This window comes from Bartonella sp. AS69XJJH (genome assembly GCF_042195585.1).
Taxonomy (GTDB): Bacteria; Pseudomonadota; Alphaproteobacteria; order Rhizobiales; family Rhizobiaceae; genus Bartonella.
Window position 1 is genome coordinate 148973 of the sequence record NZ_JBHIOO010000003.1, and the last position, 18971, is coordinate 167943.

The 18971-nt window shown below is 37.8% G+C and carries 19 protein-coding genes; 3 read left to right on the plus strand and 16 right to left on the minus strand.

Translation table 11 applies throughout. The features are described 5' to 3' along the window. Nucleotides 1-34 precede the first annotated feature (34 nt). From mgtE to ppa, 3 genes are all read left to right on the plus strand, one after another. Nucleotides 35-1411 carry a magnesium transporter gene (gene mgtE, locus ACFIK6_RS02625; RefSeq protein ID WP_375641658.1) on the plus strand — a complete coding sequence of 459 codons (1377 nt, stop codon included), beginning with the start codon at nucleotides 35-37 and terminating at the stop codon, nucleotides 1409-1411. A 1253-nt stretch (nucleotides 1412-2664) separates the two neighbouring features. Beyond that, nucleotides 2665-4491, plus strand: a complete 1827-nt coding sequence (gene typA, locus ACFIK6_RS02630; protein WP_375641659.1) for a translational GTPase TypA — start codon at nucleotides 2665-2667, stop codon at nucleotides 4489-4491. A gap of 68 nt (nucleotides 4492-4559) precedes the next feature. After that, a complete protein-coding gene (ppa, locus tag ACFIK6_RS02635) occupies nucleotides 4560-5090 on the plus strand; it encodes an inorganic diphosphatase (RefSeq protein ID WP_273722510.1) in 531 nt (176 codons plus the stop codon). Nucleotides 5091-5142: 52 nt separating this feature from the next. Here ppa and ACFIK6_RS02640 read toward each other — a convergent pair whose 3' ends face one another. The 16 genes from ACFIK6_RS02640 to ACFIK6_RS02715 form a co-directional block, all read right to left on the minus strand. Then, on the minus strand, nucleotides 5143-5457 hold the full coding sequence (locus ACFIK6_RS02640) for a DUF167 domain-containing protein (RefSeq protein WP_012754584.1): 315 nt from the start codon (nucleotides 5455-5457) through the stop codon (nucleotides 5143-5145). Nucleotides 5458-5479: 22 nt separating this feature from the next. Further along, complete coding sequence (locus ACFIK6_RS02645) at nucleotides 5480-5773, minus strand: YggT family protein (RefSeq protein ID WP_375641660.1); 294 nt, start codon at nucleotides 5771-5773, stop codon at nucleotides 5480-5482. Between the two features lie 347 nt (nucleotides 5774-6120). Next, on the minus strand, nucleotides 6121-6681 hold the full coding sequence (locus tag ACFIK6_RS02650; RefSeq protein WP_273790632.1) for an invasion associated locus B family protein: 561 nt from the start codon (nucleotides 6679-6681) through the stop codon (nucleotides 6121-6123). Between the two features lie 99 nt (nucleotides 6682-6780). Next, nucleotides 6781-7302, minus strand: coding sequence for an RNA pyrophosphohydrolase (locus tag ACFIK6_RS02655; RefSeq protein WP_375641661.1), 522 nt, complete (start codon nucleotides 7300-7302; stop codon nucleotides 6781-6783). Nucleotides 7303-7341: 39 nt separating this feature from the next. After that, complete coding sequence (locus ACFIK6_RS02660; RefSeq protein ID WP_375641662.1) at nucleotides 7342-8652, minus strand: S41 family peptidase; 1311 nt, start codon at nucleotides 8650-8652, stop codon at nucleotides 7342-7344. Continuing rightward, nucleotides 8642-9886, minus strand: coding sequence for a murein hydrolase activator EnvC family protein (locus ACFIK6_RS02665; RefSeq protein WP_375641679.1), 1245 nt, complete (start codon nucleotides 9884-9886; stop codon nucleotides 8642-8644). Before ACFIK6_RS02665 ends, ACFIK6_RS02660 begins: the two co-directional genes overlap by 11 nt. A 133-nt stretch (nucleotides 9887-10019) precedes the next feature. Continuing rightward, nucleotides 10020-10502, minus strand: a complete 483-nt coding sequence (gene rlmH / locus ACFIK6_RS02670; RefSeq protein WP_375641663.1) for a 23S rRNA (pseudouridine(1915)-N(3))-methyltransferase RlmH — start codon at nucleotides 10500-10502, stop codon at nucleotides 10020-10022. A gap of 1 nt (nucleotide 10503) precedes the next feature. After that, entirely contained in the window at nucleotides 10504-10890 is a 387-nt protein-coding gene (rsfS, locus tag ACFIK6_RS02675; RefSeq protein WP_375641664.1) for a ribosome silencing factor, read from the minus strand. 111 nt (nucleotides 10891-11001) lie between these two features. Beyond that, nucleotides 11002-11595, minus strand: coding sequence for a nicotinate-nucleotide adenylyltransferase (locus ACFIK6_RS02680; RefSeq protein WP_375641665.1), 594 nt, complete (start codon nucleotides 11593-11595; stop codon nucleotides 11002-11004). Between the two features lie 29 nt (nucleotides 11596-11624). Further along, nucleotides 11625-12881, minus strand: coding sequence for a glutamate-5-semialdehyde dehydrogenase (locus ACFIK6_RS02685; RefSeq protein WP_375641666.1), 1257 nt, complete (start codon nucleotides 12879-12881; stop codon nucleotides 11625-11627). Between the two features lie 45 nt (nucleotides 12882-12926). Further along, nucleotides 12927-14066 carry a glutamate 5-kinase gene (gene proB, locus ACFIK6_RS02690; RefSeq protein ID WP_375641667.1) on the minus strand — a complete coding sequence of 380 codons (1140 nt, stop codon included), beginning with the start codon at nucleotides 14064-14066 and terminating at the stop codon, nucleotides 12927-12929. Between the two features lies 1 nt (nucleotide 14067). Beyond that, entirely contained in the window at nucleotides 14068-15093 is a 1026-nt protein-coding gene (gene obgE, locus ACFIK6_RS02695; protein ID WP_375641668.1) for a GTPase ObgE, read from the minus strand. 173 nt (nucleotides 15094-15266) lie between these two features. Then, on the minus strand, nucleotides 15267-15995 hold the full coding sequence (locus tag ACFIK6_RS02700) for an RlmE family RNA methyltransferase (RefSeq protein WP_375641669.1): 729 nt from the start codon (nucleotides 15993-15995) through the stop codon (nucleotides 15267-15269). A 29-nt stretch (nucleotides 15996-16024) separates the two neighbouring features. After that, a complete protein-coding gene (locus tag ACFIK6_RS02705; RefSeq protein WP_375641670.1) occupies nucleotides 16025-17335 on the minus strand; it encodes a Ppx/GppA phosphatase family protein in 1311 nt (436 codons plus the stop codon). Nucleotides 17336-18093: 758 nt separating this feature from the next. Further along, nucleotides 18094-18696: an invasion associated locus B family protein gene (locus ACFIK6_RS02710; protein WP_375641671.1), complete on the minus strand. Its 603-nt coding sequence runs from the start codon at nucleotides 18694-18696 to the stop codon at nucleotides 18094-18096. Beyond that, nucleotides 18693-18971: YadA-like family protein (locus ACFIK6_RS02715; RefSeq protein WP_375677332.1), on the minus strand; the 279-nt coding region annotated here is incomplete at its 5' end. The genes ACFIK6_RS02710 and ACFIK6_RS02715, both read right to left, overlap by 4 nt.

Consider the following 18971-nt stretch of genomic DNA (forward strand, 5'->3'; position numbering starts at 1 on the left):
TATAACTCTCCAACTCTTCAGGAGGTACTTTATCATGACTGAAATCAAAACGACCTTCGACTTCAAAAATTTTTCTCCTGAAGCTCTCGCTGAAAAGTTAAAGAACCAGCATTTTGCAGACTCTATTGATATCATCAATGACCTCGATATCATGGAACGTGTAACTATTCTTAGTCTTCTGCCTCTTGATTATGTTATCGAACTTTTTGATAAACCAGAGCTTGAGCAACCTGCTGCCATCCTAGAACTTCTCCCTATAAATCGTGCTGTTGAAATTCTTGATGGCATGTCTGCCGATGCTGCTGCAGACGTCTTTCAAGAAATGGATAAAGAAACCCGCACACGACTTTATGCCTTGCTTAAACCCTTAACGCGCGCTGAACTTAAAAAACTCACCAGTTACCCTGATCATACAGCAGGGGCACTGATGACAACAGAATTTATAGCGGTTCCTTCAAACTGGACCATACAAAAAACTTTGGATCACATCCGTGAGGTCGAGCGAACACGTGAAACAGTTTATACCAGCTATGTAATTGACCCTAAAACAGGTACTCTTCTCAAAGCTGTTTCACTGCGTAACCTTATTCTTGCCTCACCTGATGAACAAATTCTTCATGTCCCTACCCATGACTCGCCCATTACAATATCGCCCTTCACGCATCATGAAGATATCGCACGCCTTTTCCAGCGCCATGATCTTCTCTCTGTGCCTGTAGTTGATGAAAGTAACCATGTCATTGGTATTGTAACCGTCGATGACGTGCTTGATACTATGGTTGATGAGATGAATGAAGATGCCTATAAATTTGGGGGTATGGAAGCGCTTAATAAGCCCTATATGCAAATTAAGTTTCCTGAAATGATGAAAAAACGTGGAGGATGGCTCGCTTTACTCTTTATCGGTGAAATGTTGACAGCAAGCGCTATGCAACATTTCGAAACAGAACTCGAAAAAGCGATTATTCTTACACTGTTCATACCTCTCATTATGAGCTCAGGAGGAAATTCCGGCTCGCAGGCTACATCCCTTATTATCCGCGCATTGGCTTTACGTGAGCTCACGTTGAAAGACTGGTGGAAAGTGATTATTCGTGAAATTCCAACAGGACTATCCCTTGGTCTTTTACTCGGAATTATTGGTGTTACGCGCATTGCTCTTTGGCAAAAACTAGGTATCTACGACTATGGCCAACATTGGATTGCTATTTCGACAACAGTGGGTACAGCTTTAGTCGGAATCGTTACCTTTGGTTCTCTTTCTGGATCTATGCTGCCTTTTATTCTTAAAGGTTTAAAATTTGATCCAGCAAGTGCTTCTGCTCCTTTTGTGGCAACTTTAGTAGATGTCATGGGCATTATAATCTATTTTTCTGTAGCTTCCCTCATTTTGTCAGGAACTCTTCTTTAAACATGTAAAGTAAAAACTCTTTCTTCTGGAAAGATCTTGTCATGTAACCTAAGATCTTTCCAGAAGAGAATAAGCTCTATTATTTGTTTTCTAGCACACCACTCCATAGATAATTTATTATTTTTTATTGAATAACAGCTCTGAATGTCGTAAATTTACCTTATTATTAAGCGCCTCATGTTAGATCAATTAAAGTCATCTTCTTGCCAGTCACAAACGAGATCGGTGTATGGCTAAAAAGCTATTCAAGAAAAAAATTAAATACTTCTTACATCCTCTCTCTCTCGTATCAAAAACTGTCGCAATACTGACAGCTGAGAAAGAATAATAATGATGATGCTATAGGCTTTATATTTCTTCACAAAGGCGTTGATCGTATACTATTCGCGTATATTATATCATTTATGAACCCTATCATGAAATGGATGTAGTGTACGTTAAGAAATCTCTCTTAAGTACATGTAGTGTATTCTGTTTAAAGCGTTCTGTTTGGCATGAAAAGCATGCTCCTATTAGAGAATGCGATAAACAAAATGTGAGGCAATGCACTATCTCCATGGTTTAAAAGATATTGCTTAAATGCTTTTGAAATCATAAATTTGGCTTAACGGCAAAGATGGGAATTTTCTTTTGATGCCTTCATATTCTTTTTAAATAAGACTGTATTCCGGTTTCATAAATAAATAAAACAGATATAATGCTTGCCCCAATCTGGCATACAAAAGCTAGAGCTTCTTATAAAATGCTTAATCGTCTCAATATTTATCTCAAATACACGGTTGCATTAGATCTGGATTTGGATTGACAAGTTATAGAATAAGAAAAAGCTTTGTTAGAATAAAAATGTCGTACAGTCGTCAATAAATTAGCTATGGATTGAGAGATCTTCTGGATTTTTATCAATCTCTTTGTAAAACAACAACAATAATAATACGATTAGCTTTATACTTACTCTTACAAGCGTTCATATAAATTCCTTGCGTCATAATGATAAAAATCAAATTGACGGTGATTTTTTGGATAATTCTTAGCTCGAGAATAGAACATACGTACTATAAAAATCCTTTTACGAAGCTCCAGCAATTGAAGCTTAATAGGGCCTTAAAGACTTGGATAAATAGTTTTACCATAAAAATATTGTCTCCATCTTCCAAAACTATTAAAAAACATGTAAAAGGTTTTTTAATAGTCAGGCAAAGAATGTAAAGACTTTGCCTCAAATGAAATTTCATTAAACGAAAAGAAGAAAATTTATGCAATTGCGTAACATTGCCATCATTGCCCACGTTGACCATGGGAAAACAACGCTTGTGGACGGACTTCTCAAGCAATCAGGAAACTTCCGTGATAATCAGCGTACAAGCGAACGTATGATGGATTCAAACGATATTGAAAAAGAACGTGGAATTACAATCCTAGCGAAAGTGACATCTGTTGTTTGGAAAGATACTCGAATTAATATTGTTGATACACCAGGACACGCCGACTTTGGTGGAGAAGTTGAGCGCATTCTAAATATGGTTGATGGAGCCATTGTACTTGTTGATGCTGCTGAAGGACCAATGCCACAAACAAAATTTGTCGTTGGCAAAGCCTTGAAAGTGGGATTGCGTCCTATTGTTGCTATTAATAAAATTGACCGACCTGATGCACGCGTTGATGAAGTCATTAATGAGGTTTTTGACCTTTTCGCTGCTCTTGATGCAACCGATGAACAGCTTGATTTTCCTATTCTTTATGGATCTGGACGCGATGGATGGATGGCTGAAGCCCCTGAAGGACCAAAAGATCAGGGATTAGGTCCTTTATTTGATCTTGTAACGCAGCATGTCCCTTCTCCTAGTGTAGCAGAAGGACCGTTTCGCATGATTGGAACTATTCTTGAAGCGGATCCGTTTTTAGGACGAATTATTACAGGGCGGATTCATTCTGGCTCTCTAAAACCCAATCAAAATGTCAAGGTTCTTGGACAAGATGGAAAACTTTTAGAAACTGGGCGGATTTCAAAAATTTTAGCATTTCGTGGCTTAGAACGGCAACCTATTGAAGAAGGAAGTGCTGGTGATATTGTTGCGATTGCAGGTCTACAAAAAGGTACCGTTGCTGATACTTTCTGTGATCCTACTGTTAATGAACCCCTTACTGCCCAACCAATTGATCCTCCTACCGTTACTATGAGTTTTCTCGTCAACGATAGTCCCCTTGCTGGAACTGAAGGCGATAAAGTAACAAGTCGTGTCATTCGTGACCGATTGTTAAAAGAAGCAGAAGGTAATGTCGCTCTTAAAATTGAAGAATCAGCCGATAAAGATTCTTTCTATGTTTCAGGACGAGGAGAATTACAGCTTGCAGTTCTCATTGAAAATATGCGCCGTGAAGGATTTGAGCTTAGTGTTTCACGTCCACGTGTTGTTATGCAAAAAGATGAAAATGGAATAACTCTTGAGCCAATCGAAGAAGTTGTTATCGATGTTGATGAAGAATATTCCGGTACTGTTGTACAAAAAATGTCTGAACGTAAAGGCGAAATGGTGGAATTACGTCCTTCTGGAGGTAATCGTGTCCGTCTTGTTTTTTACGCACCAACCCGAGGACTTATTGGTTATCAATCTGAACTTTTAACGGACACACGTGGTACAGCAATTATGAATCGCCTTTTCCATGCTTATGAACCTTATAAAGGAGACATTTCTGGTCGTGTTAATGGTGTTATGATTTCAAATGACAACGGTGAATCTGTCGCTTATGCTCTTTTTAATCTTGAAGATCGTGGGCCTATGATCATCGATGCCGGTGTGAAAGTCTATCAAGGTATGATTATTGGCATTCACTCACGAGATAATGATTTAGAAGTCAATGTGTTAAAAGGAAAAAAACTCACCAATATGCGCGCTTCCGGAAAAGATGAAGCCGTTAAGCTAACTCCCCCCATTAAAATGACACTAGAACGTGCCTTATCGTGGATACAAGATGATGAACTTGTGGAGGTAACCCCTAAAAATATTCGTCTCCGCAAACTCTATCTTGATCCTAATGAACGTAAACGTTTTGAAAAAACACGTGCTTCAATTTCAAGTTAATTTCATAATCTCTTTGAGAAAATATTTAATTGTATTGAGCCTCACTATATTCCAGAAAGGATGTCTCTATGAATATTAAGGAAATACCCGTAGGCAAAAATCCACCAGAAGATATTAACGTTATTGTGGAAGTCTCCCTTGGTGGTCAACCAATAAAATATGAGATGGATAAAAAGTCTGGCGCATTATTTGTTGACCGTTTTCTTCATACATCAATGGTTTATCCTGGAAATTACGGTTTTGTCCCTCATACGCTTTCAGATGATGGTGATCCTATTGATGTCCTTATCTGTAATACCCGTCCACTTATGCCTGGTTGTGTTATCAATGTTCGCCCCATCGGAGCTCTGATGATGGAAGATGATGGTGGTAAAGATGAAAAAATTATTGCCATTCCCACTACAAAATTAACAAAACGCTATATCAATATTCATGACTATACAGATTTGCCCGAAATTACACTCAAACAAATTGAACATTTCTTCAAGCATTACAAAGATCTGGAACCTGGGAAATGGGCTAAAATTGAAGGATGGCGAGATAAAAACTTTGCTCATGAATTAATTACGCAAGCTGTTGAGCGCAATAAAAAATTATAACGATTTTAATAAAATAAAGCCTATAAAAAATAGGCTTTGTTATTTATTTTTTCTACGAGATGCAATCTCTAAAGGATTGCCATATCTGCTTTAGCTCTTCTAAATGTGTTGAAAAGTAAAGTTGTTTGTAGCGAGATATTGCGCCATTTTTCAGAGAAATAGAAGAAGATGGTATTTTCCACTGCTTCGCAAGAAATTTAATGAGAGCTTTATTCGCTTTTCCATCTTCAGGAACAGCACGAAGGCGTATAACCAGATATTGTTTTTCACCATCCCTACATTCAACCCCTATTATTTTGTCAACGGATGATTTAGGAATGAGATATACAAACAAAATCAAGTTATTTTTATCAACTTGATAAAACATGTATTCGCCTCAAGTAATATTTCTATATATACATGTTTGCGTAAGCGCGCCACATGAAAGTACGAATAAAATAAATAATAATGAAAACTACAATAGGTGAAATATCAATTGTTCCCAAATTTGGTAAAATTCTCCGGACACGGCTTAGAACAGGATTTGTAAGACAGTTTAGAAAGCTTCCTATCAAAACAACAAAGCGATTGCGCGAATTTACGATATTAAAGACATAAAGCCAAGAAAAAATGACACTAGCAATTAAAATATAAATATAAATATCAAAAATAAAATCAATCGTTCGAAGCAATGCATAAGTCATGCGTCATCCCTTTCAATCAAGGAAACAGAAGAGCTTATAGACAACCTTCATTAAAGCAGGTCTGTGTATCAAAAAATGGTTTTATATTTCAATACTCTTTTTTCTTGAATAAAAACCAGACATCTAAATTCTTCAGCTCTCTATTTAATGACAATGCAGCTAGAAAACAAATATCAAAATTGAAAATAGCACATAAAAATAGAAGAAACAGCAAAGAATCTAAAAGCTTTTAAAAACTCTGAATATTCCTTGTAGGATTAATCTTAAATATCATTGTCTTAATTATTAATATATAAAAAACAAACAAAATAAAAACGGCCTTTTAAAGGCCGTTTTTATTTTCAAAATTATTTCTGCAAAGCAGTCAAACGATTAAGAGCACTGCTAAAACCATCTAGCTGAACAAATAAATCATTCAAAGCTGGTTCACCTGCAGCAGCAATTGTCATCGCCAACTTTAACTGTTTTCCAGAACGCAAAGCTGCTACGTGATTTTTGTCAAAAACGACAGGAACCACACAACCTGCTGGTACACAAGTCCGAATACCGGTTTCGATAACAGCTTTTCCCTCATCAACTTGTAAACGAACAGGCTTAGAAACCAAAATGCCAAAAGGAACTGTTAAATTACCAGATACAACACCCTCAGCATCGAGAGTAAGACCCATAGCGACAACAACACGCCCCTGCTCATTCACTTCTTGACGGTGCATAAAACAAATTCTTTTCCCTTCTTGTATACCACAGTTAATAGTCCACAAACCATAGGTTTCAGTCAAAGAAGAAGCTCCATTTGGCAATGTCGCTGCCGCATCTTTTGATGCAGGAGGCTTTGAACTTGTTGCAAATGCAACAGATGAAATACTCAAGAGAGTAAAAACTATAAGTAAATTAAATAACTTTTTCATTTTATATTCCTGTTCTTTACATAAAAGAGAAACATGTTTATTATTTATTATAATATAAAGCATCTTAATAAAAAAAGCTTTCTGATAATCATATAGCTTTTATAATGGTCTAAGGCTACCTCGAAATTCGCTGACCACTTTCGTATAAACATGCTTTTTGAAAGAAACCGCAATCAACGGAAGGGTTTCTAGATCGATCCATTTCCATTGATCGAATTCCGCTTTACTGCCATCTGGTGGCGGATTAATCGCAATTTCAGAAAGCTTTCCTGTAAACTGGAAAGCAAACCACTTTTGTATTTGCCCACGATATTTATTGGTTAATGTGCACCCAATAAGTTCTTGTGGAAAATCATAATGGAACCAATTTTGTGCTTCTTTAATTAACTTTACAGATCGAATACCCGTTTCTTCATAAAGTTCACGATATGCTGCATCCAATGGTTTTTCATCTTCATCAATCCCTCCTTGAGGAAGCTGCCAACGATGAGATATTTCAATATCTGCATGAATGGGCATCTTTAAACGACGCCCAACCCACACTTTACCCTCATGGTTAAAGACAACAATCCCAACACATTTGCGATATGGAAGAATCTTCAAATCAATACCTGCATCCATTTAATATTCCTCAAAATCGCAAGCTATAGATATCAATGCTCACTTTAACACATCCTTATTGGGATCTGGTGGAAATGCTGCATTTGCCATTTCACCTCGTAACAATTTATAAGCCTCATTCAATTGAATATCATCTTTAGGGTCTTTGGGAACAAAAGCAGCTGAACCAGATCCTTTATTACTCTCTCTTTTTCCTTTGATATGTCCTTTTAATGCAGACTCACCAATTTTTACATCATAACCCTTATATTTTTCAGGGAGTGGTTGCTCTACAATAATATCAGGCGTAATCCCTGTTCCTTGAATAGAAGTGCCAGATGGCGTGTAATAAAGTGCTGTTGTTAAGCGTAAAGCTCCATTTTCACCCAAAGGAATAATTGTTTGAACAGATCCTTTACCAAAAGACTGCGTTCCTAAAATTGTTGCACGACGATGATCTTGTAATGCACCAGCAACAATTTCAGAAGCACTTGCCGAACCACCATTAATAAGGACAATGAGCGGTTTTCCATTGATGACATCACCTGGTTTCGCGTCAAATCTTGTCACATCACTCTTTTTGCGCCCACGAGTCGACACAATTTCACCTTTATTGAGAAAAGCACTCGAAACACTAACAGCTTGATCTAAAAGCCCACCCGGATTAAGCCGCAAATCAAGGACGTAACCTTTTAGCTTATCTTCAGGAATTTTAGATTGGATATCTTTAATTGCCGCCAGAAGGTTATTCAATGTCTGCTCAGAAAACTGGATAACTCTCAAATATCCAATGTCACCCTCAACCCGATATTTCACCGCTTTTACTTTGATAATATCACGAACAATCTTCACTTCAAATGGCTTATCAACGCCAGAACGAATAATTGTTAAGGTAATTGGTGTTCCAGGAGCACCTCGCATCTTATTAACAGCTTCATTCAATGTTTGACCATTCGTTTGTACATCATCAATTTTTGAAATAAGGTCTCCGGCTAGAATACCTGCTTTTGAAGCGGGAGTATCATCCATTGGTGAAACAACTTTAATTAAGTTTTTTTCCATAGTGACCTCAATACCAAGACCTCCGAACTCTCCTTTCGTAGAATCCCGCATATCCTTGGCTTCTTCAGCATTCAAATAAGATGAATGAGGGTCCAGTGATGTGAGCATGCCATTGATAGCATTTTCAATAAGCTTTTTATCATCTGGAACTGTAACGTATTGCATACGCACGCGCTCAAAAACATCGCCAAATATAGCTAGCTTTTTATATGCATTATCTTCATTATTTGCAGCAACAGACTGCACCATAATCATTGAACAGGCGCCGAGCAATACCCCAGCGACCAAAAGAATAACTTTACGAATCATTTTGGCTCCTTCTTATTTTTTCAGTCTGCCACCAAGGAGTTGGATTTACAGGTTTTCCCTGCTTTCTAAACTCAATGTAAAGCATTGGAGAAGTTTTTCCTATATCCAATGCAACACTGTTTGAAATAAATTGCATCTCCATTATACCCAGAGGCTCACCTGAAAGAACAAACTGCCCCTGTTTTACATTAATTCTCGACATTCCAGTAAGAATGATATGATAACCATTTCCAACATTGAGAATGATTAAGTGTCCGTAAGAACGAAATGGCCCAGCAAAAGCAACAAAAGCATCCACAGGTGATATAACAACAGCTCCTGACTCTGTTTCTATCGTTTCACCAAAGCGCGTAATCTGCGAACTTTTGTTAGAGCGATGTATTCTTTTTCCTGAAACAGGAAAAAGTAAAGAACCTTTTCGGCTTTCAAAATTTGACTGTTCTAATAATTGCAAACTTTTCCGTACCTGTACTGATGCATCAGAGCTAAATTTTGACTGACGGTCGAGCTCTAAAATCAATTCTTCCAAAGACTGCGCTTTTTTAGCAAGAGCAATATTTTTTTGTTGCTGTTCTGTAAGTTCTTTTTCTGATTTTTTTTGTAGTTTGTTTTTTTGGTCTAATAAAAGCTCTAGACGTTTTCGCTGCTCTGCTTGATTTTGCAGTTTTGTCTTTAATGCCTTATATTCTGTAGTAATGGAATTACTCAAATTGGTCAACTCCTTGAGTTTTTCTGTTAAATCTCGTGTTTTCTCCTGCATCTGAGGAATAACAGTACCTAATAAAACAGAACTACGTATAGAAGCCAACGCATCCTCTGGCTGTATCATAAGAGCAGGAGGTGGATTCAATCCCATACGTTCTAAAATTGCAAGAACTTCCGCAAATTCAGCGCGACGATTTTTTAAACTTTGATAGACTTGTACCCGCTTTTCTATCATTTTTTTAAGCTTTTCTTCCCTTTTAGCAATATCATCTGCTACTGTACGTTCTTCTTTAGCCGCCTTTATGAGTGCATCACTCAAAACACGTTGATCTTTTTTTAAATGCTCAACTTGATGCATAAGAACAGCAACACGCTCACGCGAAAGTGAAATATTTTGGCGAATTTCTCCCAATTCTTTATGTACTTCCGTACTTCCCATTGTATCTTCCGCATGCGATACAGAGGAGCAAAAAAACATACTCAAGAGCAAAATGACAAATATCACGTACTCCCCATATAAATATAGCATCTTTCTATGAAGAAGCTTTTTCATTTGCAAAAACCATGACACCTCATCGTATACATTAGAGATGCTTTAAATGGTGTCAGCTAAAACAATATTAATAAATATATAAATAAGTGCTAAAAATTGCACAAAAATATTAAAAACGATGATACGGATGATTATTTTCAATTGTTACAGCGCGGTAAAGTTGTTCTGTAAGAAGAATACGTGCAATTTGATGTGGCCACGTCATCAAACCAAACGATAAAAGAAAATCAGCACGCTTCCTTATTTGTTCATTATGCCCATCAGGTCCTCCCAAAGCAATGACGACATCTCGAATGCCCTCATCACGATAACATCTCAATTTTTCAGAAAAAGAAGTTGAAGAAATCGATTCCCCGCGCTCATCTAACACAATTAATCGACATTTTTCAGGTAAAAATTCAATAAGTTTTCTCCCCTCTTCCTCCATACGTTGACAAGCTGTTTGAGCACGACTTTCTGGTATCTCTTGCAAATTTTTTAAATGAAAGCCTACATCTCTAGAAATTTTAGAAAAACGATCCAAATAATGCCGAACTAATTTTTGCTCCGCCCCACTTTTCATACGACCAACCGCAAAAATAGAAATTTGCATTTTAATGATCTCCGAAGAGAAGCGAAGCCGTATCGTTTAAATCCGGAGTCATCCATATTTTTTCTAAATTATAAAAAAGACGAATTTCTGGACGAAAAAGATGAGTGATAATATCACCTGTATCAATCAATACCCAGTCACCTCCAGCGAGCCCTTCTACACGCGCAAGCCCCTGCCCACTAGTTTTCCAAGTATGTAATAAATGATCAGCAACAGAAGATACATGACGCTGCGAATTTGCTGAAGCTATGACCATATAATCAGCCAAAGATGACTTCCCTCGAATATCAATAGTAACAATATCTTCTGCTTTTGTATCTTCTAAACTCTTGAGAATAACTTCAAGGCTCTCACTAACAGAAAAAACTTTTTTTTCTTTTGAAGGCATAATATTATAAGAGTGTTTGTGTACAACGTTTTTCAGATCAATATCCTTTCTTATCGTTGTGGAATCTAAAAAAGAGATTTCTCTAAAGAGAAGCAGAATCTTATGAAATGTTCAAGAAAAATCATTCTTCTTCAAACGAAGGTTTGTTGAAGATTGAAAAGATAAAGGTCCATGCAAATAAGTCCAAACTGGTGGCTTGATAAAAGGTAATCGCTTACTTTCTCTCTCATCCAACCGAAAACGGCGATAAGTATGTGCCATAGGAGAAGAAAGTGCCGACCGATTGCCTAAAGGACGATCAATAATCGCAATAGGAAGCATTGAGACAATATCATGCCATCGATACCAATGATGTATCGTCGTAAAACTATCTGCCCCCATAATCCATACAAAATTTACGCCACTGTAATGGGTAAGAATATGAAAAATCGTATCTACTGATACTTTGCTCCCTATAGCCTGTTCAAAACCTGTTAAGCGAATTTTCGGATGATCAATAAGTTTAAAACTTAATTGCATTCTCTCCTCTAAAGAGAGTAACTGTGTACAATCCTTTAAAGGATTTCCTGGAGTGATCATCCACCATAACTGATCAAGATGCAAACGCCGAATGGCAATTTTTGCAACAAGAAGATGCCCCGCATGCGGTGGATTAAAGGAACCACCAAAAAGCCCCACAACATTGGATCTTTCAACATGTGGCATACAATTTTTCCATGGGAAAAATGGTGTTCTCAAGCTCTCACCTGACCATTTCCTTTAACATGATATTGAAATGAAGTTAGCTGTTCAACACCTATCGGGCCACGTGCATGCATTTTTCCTGTTGCAATACCAATTTCCATTCCAAAACCAAATTCACCTCCATCAGCAAATTGTGTGGACGCATTGTGCAGCAAAATAGCTGAATCTAAATGATTAAAAAATTTCTTTACCACTTCCAAATCCTCAGCAATAATTGATTCCGTATGTCCTGATGAATAACTCTTGATATGAGAAATGGCTCCCTCAACACCCTCAACTGTTTTAACAGAAAGAATAGCATCAAGATATTCATGCGACCAATCTTCTTCAGAAGCTAATTTGACATCTGGCATAAGAAAAACAATATCTTCTGTGGCACGAATTTCACACCCCTTTTCCTGTAAAGCAGTTAAAACAGAAAGAAATTTTTTTAATGCTTGGCTGTCAATGAGAACTGTCTCAACAGCACCGCATATCCCTGTCCGCCGCAACTTTGCATTTAAAACAATATTGCGTGCCATATCTAAATTTGCCGATTTATCAATATAAATATGACAAAGTCCCTCCAAATGAGCAAAAATTGGAACACGTGCATCAGACTGAACGCGGGCAACAAGGCTCTTTCCACCACGCGGTACGATCACATCAATCGCCCCATCCAATCCTTTGAGCATTTCCCCAACGGCAGCGCGATCTGTCGTTCCAACCATTTGGATAGCATCTTTAGGTAAACCAGAGCGTTCTAAACCTTGTACCAAAGCTAAATGAAGAGAGTGAGAAGAATAAAAACTATCCGAACCACCGCGCAAAATCGCAGCATTGCCTGCTTTTAAGCACAAAGCACTCGCATCAACTGTAACATTTGGACGACTTTCATAAATAATGCCAATCACACCAAGAGGTGTTCGTACACGACTTATATGAAGCCCATTTGGACGTTTCCACGCACTCATGACCTGCCCAACAGGATCAGATAAACGAGCAACTTGGCGAACACTGTCTATCATTGCACGTAAACGCAAGTCATCTAATTTTAGCCGATCAATCATTGCAGCTTTCAAATTATTCTGAGCAGCATTCTCTAAATCTTGACAATTCGCTCGTAAAATTTCATCTGATTGAGCCTCTAGACTTAAAGCGATCATTTCCAATGCATTATTCTTTTGCTCAGAAGAAGCAACAGCCAACGCTGCAGCGGCATAGCGTGCTTTTTGTCCCATATCTTTCATTTGTTCTTCTAAAGTCATCGTATCATCCACTCTGCGAAAACAATAAAAACAAAAGTAACTTTTTTAAACAGAATTGGTCAAGCAACGTACAATCATATCATTACGATGCACCATAGCAGAGCGCGCCTCATACCCAAGAATAGCTGCAATATCTTCACTTTTATGTCCTATAATGCGTACAGCCTCATCTTTGTCATAGCTTACAAGTCCACGCGCAATCTCAACTCCATCTGTACCAACAATTGCAACCGTATCCCCACGCTGGAAATTTCCCTCAACGCCAATAACCCCTGCTGCTAATAACGATTTTCCTGTTTCAAGAGCCCTAATGGCTCCTTGATCAATCGTCAAAACACCAGATGGATCTAAATGACCAGAAATCCATGTTTTCCAAGCATTGACAGATTTCTTACTTGCCGCAAAAAAACTCTTGCGTTCACCTTTGTCAATTGCAGCAAGGGGATTCATACGCTTGCCTGAGGTGATAATCATCGCCGTTCCAGCAGCATTAGCTATTTTTCCGGCATCAAGCTTAGTCTTCATTCCTCCCCGTGAAAACTCTGAAGCAGCAACATCTGCCATTTTTTCGATATCATGCGTAATGGATGCAACAAAAGGTATAAATTCAGCCGTTGGATCACTATGGGGAGACTTTGTATAAAGACCATCAATATCGGATAAAAGTATTAAAAGATCTGCCCTCACCATTGTTGCCACACGTGCAGCTAAACGATCATTATCACCATAACGAATTTCAGTTGTTGCAACAGTATCATTCTCATTAATAACAGGCACAGCTCCCAAATATAAAAGCATCTCAATCGTCGCACGTGCATTGAGATAACGCCTTCGCTCCTCCGTATCAAATAAAGTGAGCAAAATTTGGCCTGTTTTGAGCCCATGTTGAGCAAGCGCATCACCATAGGTTTTTGCTAACTCAATTTGCCCCAAAGCAGCACATGCCTGACTTTCTTCCAATTTCAAAGCGCCCTTAGGAAGCTGTAGCAATGTCCTTCCTAAAGCAATAGCGCCTGAAGACACCAATAATATCTCTACGCCTCCTTTGTGTAATTCAACAACATCATTGATCAAGCTTTTAAGCCATTCAACGCGTAAACCCGTCTGTGGATCAACCAAAAGTGCAGATCCAATCTTGACCACGATACGTTTATAGTGTGTAAGTTTTTGCGATCCAACAGCCATCTCAATCAACCTTGCTATCCCCACTAATCTCCTCTTTGCGTGACATTTCAATAATATGTGCACCAGCACGCAGCACATTTTCTAAACCTTCGCGACTAACCGCAGAAAACATCATAACAGGTTGATCCGTTACACTTTGCAAAGCTTCCCGTTTAGCTTCACGCTCTTCAATTGTCAGAGTATCTATCTGGCTTAAAGCAACAATTTCAGTTTTATTACTTAGATTATTTCCATATGCCTCAAGTTCATGACGCACAATTTGATATGCTTTTGCTACATCTTCTTCTTGAGAAGAAATTAGATGAAGCAGTACGCGACAACGTTCCACATGTCCTAAAAAACGATCTCCAATTCCCACACCTTCATGCGCTCCTTCAATTAATCCTGGAATATCAGCCAAAACAAATTCACGACCATCAATACGTACAACACCAAGATGAGGATGTAGAGTAGTAAAAGGATAATCTGCAACTTTTGGTTTTGCAGCCGTTACAGAAGCTAAAAAAGTTGATTTTCCAGCATTGGGTAAACCAATAAGCCCAGCATCAGCAATTAACTTCAAACGAAGCCATACTGCACGCTCTTCTCCAGCCAAACCTGGATTTGCACGACGCGGTGCCCGATTTGTCGATGTTGTAAAATGCAGATTACCAAAACCGCCATTCCCTCCTTTTGCAAGACGATAGCGCTGTCCCACTTCTGTTAAATCACAGATTAATGTTGTATTATCTTCTTCAAAAATTTGCGTCCCAACCGGAACTTTAAGGATGACATCATCACCCTTTTCACCCGTCATATTACGCCCCTTGCCATGCCCCCCTGTTTTTGCTTTAAAATGCTGTTGGTAGCGATAATCAATCAGCGTGTTAAGCCCATCAACAACAAGAGCCCAAACATCACCACCCCGTCCTCCATTCCCCCCATCAGGTCCTCCAAATTCTATGAATTTTTCACGACGAAATGATACTGCTCCAGAACCTCCATTACCAGAACGAATATAAACTTTAGCTTGATCAAGAAATTTCATTGGAAGCACTCACTGAGGAATCAATCTCTCTACCTCTACAGGCAATAAATTAGTTTTACCAGTTTTTCATCATTGATAACAGAAAAACTGTCAATATCGCCGATAACTCTTTGAGAAAAAAAACATCACATCTAAATAGGTTAAGTAAAGTTAAGTCTTCTTAAAAGAAGGCGCTATTCTTGTATTTTTGTTTTTCCCTTAAATTCAAGTGCTAGAAGATAAAGCTCTACTGATTCTGATCGGCTTGCGGGTGGTTTAACATGATAGACTTTTTTAAAATGCTGTTTTAATATCGTAAGAAGAGTGTTTTCTGCTCCTCCTTGAAAAGCCTTTGCTAAAAAATGTCCCCCAGGCTTAAGAACCGAAAGAGCAAAATCAGCCGCAACTTCACATAAATAAATCGTTCTTAAATGATCCGTCTGACGATGACCTGTTGTTGGTGCTGCCATATCAGAAAGAACCACATCCGGTTTGGTCCCTAAAGTTTCAATTAATTTCTGCGGTGCATCTGTATGTAAAAAATCCATTTCCAACATCGCGACTCTAGGCAATGGATCAACATGTAAATAATCAATCCCAACAACGCTAGGATTTTCATCACTTGACCCTACTATACGCTCAGCCACCTGACACCAGCCCCCAGGTGCTGCTCCTAGATCAATAACCTTTTGGCCTTTTTTCAAAAACCTATAGCGCTCATTAATTTCAATGAGTTTATAAGCCGCACGCGAACGATAACCATCTACTTTTGATTGATGTACATAAGGATCATTCAGATGCCTCTCTAACCATCGTCGTGATGAAGCTTTAATGGTTCCTGCTTTCTTTTTTACGCGCTGATATAATTCATGTGACCCTGAACCTCCATAGCCACCTCTCGGTGTTTTTGTTGTTTTTTTCATCGTTATTCATTGTCTCCATATTTAATTCTCTAACGCTTGAAATTTCTGCTCTTTCTACGACGACACCATACCCCATCGCGTAACATCAGCTCTATCAAAATTCCTTCCCTTAATCCACGATCAGCAACTCTTAAACGCTGACTTGGCCAAACTTCCCGAATAACATCTAAAATTGCACAACCAGCTAAAACTAAATCTGCTCTCTCGCGCCCAATAAAAGGACTTATGATACGCTTTTCTATGTCCCATGATAATAGGCGTTGTGTCATAAGAGTAATGTCTGCATCATTCATCCAGATACCATCCACTTTTTTCCTATCATAACGCTCTAAATTAAGATACATTCCTGCTAAAGTCGTAACCGTACCAGAGGTTCCCAAAAGATGAAACTTCGAACCTTGCGCTAACTCTCCTAATTTATGACGATCTGAAAAATTATTTAATAACCCTCGCACATAGCTTTTCATTTTTTCAAAATCGTCTAAGTTAATATCATTTCCCCCAAAACGTTCAGCAAGCGTAACAACGCCAACAGGAAGAGAAGTCCAAGCAATAATTTGTCTCGCTAAACGAAAAGAACGCTTTTGAGAAACATCAAGTAGCACAATTTCTGATGACCCTCCTCCGATATCAAAAAGCACAATTGCATCAGTATTTGGTTCAACAAGTGTACTACACCCTATAACAGCAAAACGCGCTTCTGTTTGCCGATCAACAATTTCCAATTCAAGACCTGTCTCCTCCAAAACACGCTGAATAAAATGTCTACCATTTTCTGCAGAGCGACAAGCTTCCGTTGCAATCAAGCGATAACGCTTAATATGTCTTTGTTTTAGCTTTAAATGACAAATCTTTAATGCTTCAATCGCACGATCCATAGCTTGTGTATTAAGAAAACCGTTATTTATTAAACCTTCTCCCAATCGTACAATACGAGAAAAAGCATCAACAACACGAAAATATCCAGGTTTACCGGGAGATGCGATAAGAAGACGACAATTATTTGTTCCGAGATCAAGTGCCGCGTAAAGAGGTGGAGACTTTACTGGATGGAAGCGTCGAAGAAAAGGTGCTTTGAGTTTTTTTGTTTTTTGGACACCTATCATTATCTGACTATGAAACTCTAAAGCTGTCTCAGATTGAACAAAACCCTGTTTCTGTTCATAATGTTTTTTTCTCTGTTGTCTCTTTATATCAACAAGGACAGAGTATGCCTCTGTTCTTGACAGTGCAGAACGATTATTTGTATTACTACCGCACTGATCGTGCAACTGATCTGCTTTGGTATCATATATTTCTCCTCGTTTTAACTCTTTTGAACCATAATTTAACGGGGTCATTTCTCTTATCCCTTGAGCGTTCCCCCAATAAATAAACGCGAAAACTCTTCTGCTCATTCCTAAATAAAGCAATAATGCAGCAACAAATGATAAATACAAGAAATCATTCTTTCTTTTCCTATCATTAAAATTTTCTACACTAGCATCATTCAGATTTTTGTATAACCTTTTGGTTGTTTCCGTGAAATCATGTTTCTCTTTATGAACTTAAAACTATAAATTAATCGTTTACGTTCACATCAGTTTTTATAAATTATGCTCTTTTCTTTATACTATTTACACGGAGCACACCTCTATTGTAATAAACCCACATTATCATATTATTTACTGACTCTTGAGGTTACAAGAACCTATACATTAGTGCGGTTTATAAGAAAAAAATTTTCAATCTCGTTATCCACACACAAATCTCGTTTATTATATGAAACGAAATGGCTTTGATTACGCTGGAATAAAAGTTCCATAGTACTACAAAAAGCAATTACAATAGCTCTTATTTTGTGAATACCAATAAAAATTATCGTTCAAGAAAATCTCTAGGATTATAAATTTATCTGAAAAATATTAACTTGATTTTCTATTACATATAAAGAACTTATTATGACTTTATATTCATAAAACTCTCACTCTTTCCAATAAATCATCTCGATATCATATTATATAAAACTTCTTACTTATTTGACCTTATAATTTACACTCAAAAATATAATACAACGATTTATGAAAAAATGACTCTTGTTAAAAATACTCGATGGATTTTAAGGGCTTAAAGAATTAAGTGCCGCACTTAGCCCTTTAAACGGTACAGTAAAAGAAAATACCTTTCCTTCTTTAGTTTTATAGGAAATACGTACTTTATTGTTCTGCTCTATTTGTTTAGTTAAAACCGGACCTACAGGTGATTGTGCCAAACAAACCGTTTCATTACATTGCGTATAATGAATAAGAACAGGTTTTTTAACACCTTTTACAAACATTTGAATCGGAATATTTATATCAGAATTTGGCAATGTTCGAAAAAGCATCACTGCTTGACCATTTGTCGTAGAAACAAGAGACCAACTAAAAATGGTATTTCCTTCTTGATCATGAACAGTCTGTGTCACATTACATATACCTTGCTTATGTTTAAGCTTTTGTTTTTCGTCACAAATCAAAGTCCAGTCATAAAACTGCATAATAATTCGACGTGTTTCGCCAGGTTCGCCCTTAGGTATCGATAAGCGCGGTGGATGCACTGTATAAATATTATTGTTCTCGTTGGCAAAGCTTTCGCTCTTGCCTATTAAGGCAAGAGCAAACAGAATCTTTACTAATATACTTCTCGTTTTTACAATAGCAGCCATTTTTTCTATTATCATCTCAACCTCAGAGTAATTCCAGCACCTATTCCCCAATGACCTCCAGCACTTGTCACAGATACATTCGAGCGAATATTTCCATCTTCAGATGTATAACCAGCACCAAGAGCAAATGCGGACTGACTGCGCCACAAACCACTACCAAATGAAACACTTAAAGATCCTGGTATATCATAGTAACGTAAATTAGACACGGCCAGACCAATAGCAGCCGCTTGTCTTGCTTCTTTCCGAACATCCTCAATAGCATAATTCAACGTCTCAAACTTCATATC